Source organism: Porphyrobacter sp. AAP60, from assembly GCF_001296025.1.
Taxonomy (GTDB): Bacteria; Pseudomonadota; Alphaproteobacteria; order Sphingomonadales; family Sphingomonadaceae; genus Erythrobacter.
The window spans coordinates 1-9251 of sequence record NZ_LJHV01000017.1 but is presented as its reverse complement, the minus strand read 5'-3'; the positions used below and the strand labels follow the sequence as shown (position 1 = coordinate 9251).

General features: G+C 62.6%; 7 protein-coding genes. 6 read left to right on the top strand and 1 reads right to left on the bottom strand.

Annotated features, from left to right (window positions below; all coding sequences use genetic code 11):
- Window positions 1–500: 500 nt before the first annotated feature.
- Window positions 501–2225, bottom strand: coding sequence for a transcriptional regulator (locus IP79_RS12690; protein WP_054119682.1), 1725 nt, complete (start codon window positions 2223–2225; stop codon window positions 501–503).
- A 347-nt stretch (window positions 2226–2572) separates the two neighbouring features.
- On the opposite strand from IP79_RS12690, the gene IP79_RS12685 reads away from it, so the two are divergent.
- The 6 genes from IP79_RS12685 to IP79_RS12660 all read left to right on the top strand — a co-directional run bounded on the left by IP79_RS12685 (window position 2573) and on the right by IP79_RS12660 (window position 8760).
- Window positions 2573–3151, top strand: a complete 579-nt coding sequence (locus tag IP79_RS12685) for a hypothetical protein (RefSeq protein ID WP_054119681.1) — start codon at window positions 2573–2575, stop codon at window positions 3149–3151.
- A 57-nt stretch (window positions 3152–3208) separates the two neighbouring features.
- A complete protein-coding gene (locus IP79_RS12680; RefSeq protein ID WP_054119680.1) occupies window positions 3209–3871 on the top strand; it encodes a hypothetical protein in 663 nt (220 codons plus the stop codon).
- Window positions 3872–3910: 39 nt separating this feature from the next.
- Window positions 3911–4567, top strand: a complete 657-nt coding sequence (locus IP79_RS12675; protein WP_054119679.1) for a hypothetical protein — start codon at window positions 3911–3913, stop codon at window positions 4565–4567.
- Window positions 4568–4632: 65 nt separating this feature from the next.
- On the top strand, window positions 4633–5178 hold the full coding sequence (locus tag IP79_RS12670) for a hypothetical protein (protein ID WP_233994201.1): 546 nt from the start codon (window positions 4633–4635) through the stop codon (window positions 5176–5178).
- 5 nt (window positions 5179–5183) lie between these two features.
- Window positions 5184–6059 carry a molecular chaperone gene (locus tag IP79_RS12665; protein WP_054119677.1) on the top strand — a complete coding sequence of 292 codons (876 nt, stop codon included), beginning with the start codon at window positions 5184–5186 and terminating at the stop codon, window positions 6057–6059.
- A gap of 22 nt (window positions 6060–6081) precedes the next feature.
- Complete coding sequence (locus IP79_RS12660; RefSeq protein ID WP_054119676.1) at window positions 6082–8760, top strand: hypothetical protein; 2679 nt, start codon at window positions 6082–6084, stop codon at window positions 8758–8760.
- Window positions 8761–9251: the final 491 nt, after the last annotated feature.

Here is a 9251-nt window from a genome sequence, read left to right as displayed (position 1 = left end):
ACATCCTTGCAAAGTCGTCAACACAAAGTCGCCATTCGCCTATCCACCCATTCTCGGTCATGAGCGGGGCTGCTGTGCGATCCTGAAAGCTGCACGGCGGCTTTGCCCCCTTAGAGAAAAATTCCTGCCATTCAGCAAGCGACCCCATGTCAGACGTTTGGTTGCGACCTGCGACTTCCTGAAAGCGGCCACTTGTTCACGGGGCGCGGAGCAGCTGAAAATGGGACTTTTCTGTCATTCCCCTGCGATGTGTCGACTGGCAGGTTTCGCCAAGAGCCGACAACCAGCGTTCGTCCGACCGACTCGTCAAAGGCAAAGCTACAAAACAGTTTGCTAGATGGCGGGCTTCAGTTTGAGTTGTAAAAAAGCTGCCATTCTGCATCAGCCATCTTGCAGCCTCGCAGCGCTGTATCGGCACCGACACCTTTCAGATCGACCGGGCAATCATAGGCTCCACCCCTGATATTGCTGGCGAAGATGTGGCCTTCCTAAAGGGCCGTTCACTGAGCGAACGCACCGCAAATCGCTTCGGCAACTTGGTCCGGCGCGCTGTAATAGACAAATTGCCCTGCCCCAGGCACAATTTCGTAAGTGCAAAGGCCAGCTTCCGCCATTGCTCCAACCCCAACCGGCTGGAAAATCGGATCGAACTCACCCACCAGCATATGTAGTGGGCAGGTCGGTGATAATGCCGGCAGGAAATCGTGAAACATCAAGGAAAGATCGCGCGTGAATGCGGTTTCATCCTGCGCAATCACCATCGAGGCAGAGGCCATAACGCGCGCCAGATTATCAGGATGAAACAAGGCCTCGCGATCGGGCTGCGATGCGGCAGTCGCGCGTGCCAGGACAAATTCAACACCGTAACGTCTGGCGAGCCGCAGACCTGCTGCCACAATCACTTCGAGCGACTTTGCGCGCTTGTGGGCCAAGGCGAAAACGGTGCGCTGCACTGGTGGCAGCCCTTTCAGATCAGCGGGTGTCAAAGGGAAAGTCCCGCCAATGCCCAGCAGACGGCTGAACCGGCCCGGTTCGCGTGCGGCTGCCTCGATCAGCGGGATCACGCCATTGACTAGCCCGATGCCAAGACAATCGCGAAAGTCCAGATGTTCTGCCAGTGCCAGAATGGCATTCACTCCGTCTTCCAGCGCATCGCCCTGCCCAGGGTCGGAATTGCCGAACCCCGGCCGACACAAGGTGAAAATCTGGATCCCTTCAGCGGTGACGGCAGCCTCGATTTCCGGGGCAAGGACATATCCGGATATGGGGCCGTGGATCAGCAGCGCAGGGCGCCCCCCTTCCTTGCCCATCCAGCTATAGGCAAGATTGCGACCGTGCCTGTCCTGGAACATGCGTTCCCGCCCAAGCGGATCGGTCCAGCGAGCTTGCGGGGATGCCTGATCGGCCGTGTTGGCGCACAGCAGCGCAATCAGCCGCATCAATTCCACCTGACCCGAAGCCTGTGTCTTGTCGAAAATCTGCTGCAACTGGTTGCGCACAGTGCGCAGGCTGGTGCCGCGCACCTCGGCCACCTGCGCGGGATCGGAATGCGCGTAGAGCATCCGCGCAATCTCAACCTCGGCCTCGGTCAGCCCGAATGCCTCGTTCAACATTCGGCTGACGCGCGCGTTCCACGGGTTCGCCAGCACACGCACAAGGATCATCGGCGCCGTTTCCGCAGAAACGTGAATGATGCGCGCCTCGGCCAGTTCATTGGTTGCAGGCGTATGGGCCAGTTGCATGATGATCTGCATCTGATTGCCCTTGATGCGCGCGGAACGGCGCAGCTTGTCGAGTTCCGAACACGATCCCGGTTCAATCCATTCAAGCCCGGTCTGCCGCCCCACCACGACCCCGAAACGATCGGCAACAGCCTCGTTCGCGGCCACCACCTGATTATTGAGAGTCATCACCAGTGCAGGCGCCTTCAGATTGCGCGTATATTGCTCGATCCCTTGTTCCGGCGTGTCGGCGGGCAAGCGGCCGAAAAGCGATGTGATGATGGTGCTGGTCCGGGCAAGCTGTTCGGATTCGAGGGTATCGACCTGGCTCGCTTCATAGGCTTCGATCCGATCGCGCCAGGCCGCGATCAATTCGTCGAAGGCCTGAGGCTCTGCCAGCAGACGATAGCCTGCCTCCATGATCGGGACTTCGTCGACCGAGAACGACTTGGTGTTGTTTGGCTTGCTGGCGCTACGCCAGATTGGTGGATCGGAATCCATCATGCCCCTGCGCCTTGCAAAATTGCCGTCGTGGAAATCAGCGACCCTGCCAATCTGCCAATCTGCCAATCTGCCAATCTGCCAATCTGTCAGTCTGCCAGTCTGCCAGTCTGCCAGTCTGCCAATGCGGCAAATGAAGAATAAAAACGCAGGAAAAGCGCCCGCGTAGGTAGTTTGACTTATGCGGCGTGGCGGTCAAGCAGTTAATGCCATGCCGACTGTTTTCAGCCTGGCGTGGCACGTCCTTACGCCTTGCAAATGTGACAGTTTTTCGTCGCCGTTCTGAATTGCTTTCAGGACTGTCTGAGTGTGCCTTGATCAAGGCAGTCACCGGGGGGTGATAAGGGGCAATGCCGTTTGCGGTCTGGACGAATGCGCCCTGCACCTTGCGCAATGGCGCGGCAGGCATGTGGCCATCGGGCGCGGCCTTCGTCTTGCTTGGTGCCGCCGCAGCCTTGCCCTGCATGGCGCAGGAATCCGAAACCGATGCGAGCGCCAGCTTGATCCAGCCGCTGGTGATCAACGGCGCGCAGCCGCTGGAATTCGGCACGCTGGCGATCCCGCCGCAGGGCGAGTGCGTTTACGAACTCGACGTGGCAGGGCGCACCAATGCGCCCGGCGGGATTTGCCAGTTCATCGGCGGAGACCGGTTTGCTGCGCGCTTCACTTTGTCCTGTGCGGCCAGCGCGCTGGTCCAATATCAGATGATCCACACCAACACTGCGCCTGCGGGCGCCGAATTTTCCGCTCCGTCCGGCGTTATGGAGGTGGATGGCGCAGGCCCAGGGCCGGCCTTCCAGACGCTGCCCTGCGACACCGACGGCATCAGCGAAGTGGCCGGCGCCGGCCGCCTGATCGTGCGTGCGGGCACCGTGCATGGCTTTACCGGCGCGGTCGGCACCATCCGGCTGGAGGTCGCCTATGACTGAATTGTTCAATCCCGCCCGGCACCTGCGCCACAGGGCCTACGCCAATGGAGATGAGAAATGATTTTGCACCGCAAATTTGCCCCGATTGCCGCGCTCGCCGCAGCCTGCCTGATTGCCGCGCCAGCAGCGGCACAAACCGCCAATGACAGCGCCACAATCGATGCCACCGCCAATATCGTGCGATCCGATCTGGTGCTCTCGGTTGCCAACTTTCGCGACATGGATCTGGGCACGGTGACAATCCCCAATGGCACCGTCTCCAATGCGCAGTGCCGTTACACATTGCGCCTGCTGAACGAGCAATTTTCAGGGACCATGAACATGGCCGAAGTGCGCAATGGTGCCATCACCGACACCACCTTTCCCACGCCATCGGGCTGCGAGGTGCAAGGCACAACGACGCCCGCCGCCTTCACGGTGGGCTGCACGCCTGCCGTTCCGGTAACCTTCCGCGCTGAATGGACGACCCAGCCCGGCCTGCCCGGTGTGGCCCTCGGCACTTCGGGCGAGGCGGTTGCGCGGTTCGTCAATGCAAGCGAGGCGCGCGCCCAGTTCAACAATATCGGCGTGAACGGCACCTTCTCCTGCCCTGATGGCTCGGCCGGCGGCGCGACGCCCGGCGCCTTTGTGGTGAGCGTCGGCGCAGTGCTCACGCTCGATGCCGAGGCGGCGCCGTTCAACGGCACTGTCGGCTCTGTCACCCTCACTGCGACCTATTGATCGGGCATGTTCCCACTTTTGCAACAAGGCCTTTCACCCATGAACCAGTCAAATTTCCGCGTTGCTGCTACTGCTGCCACCTTTGCCCTGCTGGCCCCGTGCGCAGCGCAAGCGCAGCAGACCGCTGATGTCGATGCGCTGGCTTCGCTCGAACCGGCGGAAGGTTCGCTTACTGTGCGCGGCGCAGGCGACCTGCAGTTCGGCCTTGTCACCATCCCCAACAACAGCCGCGCAATCGGCAATGTGGTGTGTGCCTATGATCTCATGATCAATCCAGACGACTTCTTGACGGCACGCGCGATCCGGGAAAGCCCGGATTTCGATGCCTCCCCGATCTTTGGCGTTTCGCCCTCCGGCTGCGAATTTCGCAGCGTGCCCGAGGTGGCAGGCGCTGGTTTCGAAATCATCTGCGCGCCCAGCGTGGTGACCAACTTCCAGATCTCCTGGAATGCCAGCACCGCTGATCCTGCTCTCAATTTCGTGCCGCCATCATCCGGTTTGGCGGGGCTCTTCATTGGCGGGACAAGCACGGTGTTGCCCGATGCGCCCGGTGGGTCTGCCAGTTCAGGGTCAGTTGCCTGCCCCGCCGGCGGCGCGATTGATGTGCTGGTGGGGGGCACCTTGCGGGTGCAACAGACGGCCATCGCCGCGGCCAATGCCAGCGTGGGCAGCGTCTCGCTCTCGGTGAATTACTGATGGCGATCACGGGGGATTGGGCAATGATGGATTGCAGAATTACAGCTGCGGTGGCTGCGGCGGTCATGCTGCTTCAACCCGGCGTGCTCGCCGCGCAAAGCAGCGACAGCGCGACTGTTGATGCGCTTGCCAATCTGGTGGCAGCCGAACAGCCTTTGAGCCTTGTCGGCGTGGCGGCGCTGAACTTTGGCGATATCGCCATCCCCGATAACCGCGATGCCCTGTGCGCCTATGATATCGCCAGTGACGGCGCGCAGTCGGTGGGCGAGAACAACCAGAACTTTGGCGAAGGGCCGAGCCCCTCCCAATGTGCCTTTCGCAGCGGCAATGCCGACCGGGCGCAATTCGTGCTGCGCTGCCAGCAAGGCCAGCAAGTGGCATTCAAGCTGGAAACGCGCTCGGTCACGCCGAACGGCAGCGATGTGTTTTTCGTGAGTTTTGAAGATTACATCGAAGTGGCAGGCAAATCGATTTACGAATGGGACGGGCATTGCCAGGACAGTGATATTGCCGTGCGGCTGGGCGGCCAGTTGCTGGTGCGCGGCACAGCGCAACCCAGCAATGGCAATGTCGAGGTCGGCACCATCCTGCTAGAGGCCTTTTACCAGTGACGCCGATGCGCGCGATGGGGCTGGGCGTTATGGCGGGTGTGCTGGCCGCGTTGCCCGCTGCCGGGCAGGAGGCTGCGCCCGCAGGCGAAGATGGCCCGCTCGCGTTCGATGCCGTGCCTGCCGATGCCGCCGCACCCTTTGGCGGCATGGCGATTTCGCCCACCCGCGTGGTGCTCGAGGCAGGCGGGCGCGGCGCCAGCTTGACGCTGTATAATTCGGGCAGCAGCCCTGTCACCTACCGGATCGACGAGGCCGAACTGGCACTGGACGAGGAAGGCAATTACCGCGCTCTGGCAGACGGCGAGACTGCGCCATGGGCAGCGACCCCCTATCTGCGCTATTCACCCCGGCAGGTGACGCTGCAACCGGGCCAGCGCCAGTCGGTGCGAGTCATCGCCCGCGCGCCGCGCGATCTGCCGCCGGGCGAATTGCGCAGCCATCTCAGCGTGTCGACCATCCCGCTGGTCGCGCCTGCAGATGACGATGCTGACAAGCCCGAAGCGCAGGGTGATAACCGCACCGTCGCGGTCAAGGTCGGGCTGGAATATCGCATCACCATCCCGGTGCTGCTGCGGACAGGCCGCCCGCAAGGCGGAAGCGCGATTGCCGCTGCGGTGCCCGACGATAAGGACGGGACCCGATCGCTCGAGGTGACGCTGGCTCGCACGGGTGAGCGCAGCGACTACGGCGCGGTGCGCGCCTTTGACGCCGATGGCATGGAAATCGGGCTGGTGCGCGGTGTGGCCGTGTTACCTCCGGGGGCCACGCGGACGGTGCGCCTTCCCTTGCAGGGCGATCGCCCGGCGGTGCGCGTGACCTATGCCGAGGAGGATGTGGGAGGGGCCAAGGGCGCCTTGCTCGCTGAATATACACTGCCCTGATCGCAGCAGGATTGGTTGCACCATGGCCAATTCTCCCGCGCGGCGCCCGGCTGGCAGGCTGGCCTTGCTTATGGGCATATCCGTATCGGCGCTGCACCCCTCTGCGTCCCTGCGCGCGGCGCAGGCCCCTGCCAGCAGCATCGCCGAAACCGCCGAGCTGCGCATCGCGGAAATCCGCCTTCGAGAACGGCAAGTCGTGCTCAGCGATGTCATTGTGTATCAGACGGCCGATCAGGCTTTGCTGGTGCCGCTCGCGCCGTTGATGGAGGCGATCGATTTCAGGATCGGGGCCACGGGCGATGGCGGGATTTCCGGGTGGTTCCTGCGCGAAACCCAGAAACTCGTGGCCGATCCCGCCACCGGCAAGGTCAAGGTGGCAGGTCGCGAGCTGGCACTGCTGCCCGGTGATCTGGCTGAGATTAACGGGGAGTTGCACGTCTCCACCGCCGCGCTGGATCGCTGGCTGGCGATGGGCGTGCGCTGGGATGCGGCCGCGCAGATCCTCTCGCTGGCTCCGCCCTATCTGCTGCCAGCCGAGGAACTCGCCGCCCGCCAGCGGGGCGCAGGCTTTGCCGGCAGCGGCCCATCGGCGATCGATACCACGGGGTTTGTGCCTGTCGCCGCGCCGTGGTCACCGCTGGGTTGGCCCCTGGTCAATCTCAACATGGCTGCCGCCTATGATGACCGGGCCGGCGGCATCACGGTGCAGGCCAACGCGCTGGCCGAGGGCGATCTGCTGTGGGCGACTGGTCGCCTTGCGCTGACCGGAAGCAGCCAGGGAGAACTTGATGCGCGCCTCACTCTGGCGCGGCAGGATCCGCAGGGTCGCCTTTTGGGCGGGCTGGGGGTCACCATCATCGAGGCCGGCGATATTGCAGTGCCAGCCAATCCGCTGCTCCAGCGCAATGCTTTTGGGGTCGGGGTGCGGGTGGGGCGCGAGCCACTGGGCGCGGTGGGGGAATTTGATCGCAGCGATCTGATCGGTGACGCGCCGCCCGGCTGGCAGGCCGAGCTGTATCGCGACAGCGAGCTGCTCGGCTTCCAGACGATTGCCAGCGACGGGCGCTATTTCTTCCCGCAGGTGCCGGTATTGTTCGGCGTGAACCGATTTCGCATCGTGCTCTATGGCCCCGCAGGCGAGCGGCAGGAGATAAGCCGAACTGTCGATATTGGTGCCAATCTGGTGCGCCCGGGAGAATTGAGATACAATCTGGTGGCCATGAAACAGGGGTATTCGCTGTTTGGTGGCCCGCTTGATCTAAACCCTGTGGTCACAGGCAATCCCGCCGATCCTGAGGCCAATGCATCGCTTTTCGGCTTTCAGCAGGCGGCCACCTATCTTGAGGCGCGTAGTGCCTATGGCGTGGCACGCGATCTGGGGGTTTCGGGATTCGCCGCCTGGCGCCGGGTAGATGGCGCAGGACCATCGCTGGGCTATGTGGGGGCAGGCGCCATCACCCGGGTTGGCGGCATATTGGCGGCGCTTGATGCGATTGCCCAGCAGGACGGTGCAACCGCCACGCGTGCAAGCCTGACAGCTGGGCTCGGCTCGTTCAGCTTCACGGCAACACATGATCGGTTCGATGATGGTTTCTTTAGCGAGGAGACCGGACCAGAGCGCGGCGGTATTGCGCAGCGCACGCAGGCGGGGCTCAACGGGCGACTTGGTTCGCTCGGGCTAGGGCTGGGGGCCGCCGCTACGCAATTGCGCAGCGGCGGCGGTGATCGCAACATCAATCTGCGGGCCAATGCCGCCATCGCTGGCTTTTCGATCTCGAACGCTGTGTTCTGGCGCGCGTTTCGCAGCCAGGCGGGCGAAGATGCCAATACGCGCCTTGATGGGCAGTTTGCACTGTCGGGCAGCATCGGCCCGGTACGGCTGCGCGGCGGGCTGGATTATCTCATTGCACCTGATCCCGCCGTGCGCCGGCTGCGCGGCGAGGTGAGTTCGCGCCTTGAAGACTGGTTTTTGGCACTAGTGGCCGACCGCGATCTGGAAAATGGCGGTGGGCAATGGGGCATGGTTGCCACGCGCGACTGGAATGGCGTGCGCATAGGCGGCGATGTACGTTACGAGGATCAGCGCGGAGAATGGCGCGGGTTGATGACCTTGTCGCTCACGCTGGATCGCGATCCGCTGGGCGAAGGCGTGCGGCTGGGGCGCGATGCTATCAGCCAGCGCGGTAGCCTGCTGGCCAGCGGATTTCGCGATGCCAACGCCAACGGCACGCGCGATCCGGGCGAAGATGCGCTGGCGGATCTGGATTTCCGGATCGATCCACGCGGTCGCCAGCGCCGCGGCGCGGGGCCGGTCCTGGTCGAGGAATTGCCACCGGATCAACCCGTGGCGCTTGCGCCTGTCATCGACGGAATTGATGATCCGTTTCTTGTGCCAGCAGTGCCGGGCTATCTTGTCACTTCGCGTGCTGGCCGACCTGTTCGCATTGACATTCCTCTGATTGAGAGCGGGGAAGTCGTCGCAAAACTTGCAGGATCCGCTCAGCAAGAAGACCGTTCCGGGGTGTTGGTGGAGCTTGCCGATTGTGCAACAGGTCAGGTCGCAAGACGCGAGCGGACCGCCTTTGACGGCCTCGCATTCTTTTCTGCAGTTCTTCCTGGATGTTATGTGTTGCGAGCCGAAGGTAAGGAGCAACGCGTTCAGGTCATTGGCGGCGATGTCATCCGCGCTGATCTGCCTTAGGTGGTGTTTTGCTGCGTCGACCGGAGCCGCCCAAGTGCCTTCGGGAGACGCCTTGTCCCAACCGTCCTTCCGGTATGTCAGGCCACACAGCTCTGAACGGCCGGGTCAAGGCGAGATGAGGTGCTCGTTGTTCTCCCGTGCGGCAATTGGTCAGGAATAGAGAAAGGGTGCCGGCTGGCTAGCTCCAATAATGGCGGACACAAATCAAGCGCAGTCGCTATGACCGCCTTTGAGAAGCGTGGGCGACTTGCCTAACGACCGGGACGAAAGTGTAAACCCAACTGCCCGCCTCGACCAGCCCGATCGGCAGCTTTTGTCAGCTTCTGCCGTTTACCGGTGCCGATGTGAACGACCGATTTTGGGTCGAGAGGCGACGCATTGCTCGGCTGTAATCAACGGCAGCTATAACGTTCTGTCGCCCGAAAGCGGTCAGGTAGCTCCCCACCCACAAACAGTCATGAGCGGGGCCGACGCGCGATCCCGAAAGCAGA